At 64.5% G+C, this 722-nt stretch carries 1 protein-coding gene; it reads left to right on the top strand.

What is annotated here, in order from left to right; all coding sequences use genetic code 11:
* On the top strand, positions 1-697 hold a 697-nt coding region (tnpC, locus tag WS68_RS02070), incomplete at its 5' end, for an IS66 family transposase (protein WP_156429313.1).
* Positions 698-722 lie beyond the last annotated feature (25 nt).

Raw genomic sequence — 722 nt, 5'->3', positions numbered from 1 at the left:
GCGCGGCGCCCAGCATGCGCAGAAGCTCTATGCCGGCGTACAGCCTGGCACCGTGCTGATGACTGACGGGTACGAGCTCTACAACGGCATCGCCCACGATCACCAGCTCGTGCATCTCGGATGCTGGGCACACGTGCGCCGCGGCTTCATCACGGCCGAGGAGTCGGTGCCGAAGGCTGCACGCTCGCCTGATCTGCTAGCCACGCGCTTCGTCGTGCTGATCGGCAAGCTGTTCGCGGCCGAGGCGCGCAGCGCGAAGTGGAAGTCTGAACGCCGGCAGCGACTGCGCGCCCGGTACAGCGCCCGCGTGCTCACCATCATCGAGCGCATGCTGGTCGAGCATCTGCCAGGCGTCGTGCCGTCGAGTCTGCTCGGCAAGGCATTGCAGTACATGAGCGGACAGTGGCCCAAGCTGGTCCGCTACGTCGGTAACGGCAACTGGCCGATCTCGAACAACCTGTGCGAGAACGCGATCCGGCCGTTCGTCGTCGGCCGCAAGGGGTGGTTGTTCTCCGATACGGTTGCCGGCGCGCAGGCCAGCGCCAACCTGTACTCCCTCGTCGAGACGTGCAAGGCGAACGAAGTCGAGCCATATCGCTATCTGGTCTGGCTGTTCACCAGGTTACCGCTCGCTGCAACTGCCGACGACTACGCCGATCTCATGCCTTGGAGAATGCCTGCTGCCCTCAACCGCTGAGGGGCGTCGTTAAAAGACCGCGTAC

Origin of the sequence: Burkholderia sp. TSV86 (assembly GCF_001522865.1) — a bacterium.
Taxonomy (GTDB): Bacteria; Pseudomonadota; Gammaproteobacteria; order Burkholderiales; family Burkholderiaceae; genus Burkholderia.
The sequence above is the reverse complement of the archived record's forward strand: the minus strand, read 5'-3'. Positions and strand labels throughout refer to the sequence as shown.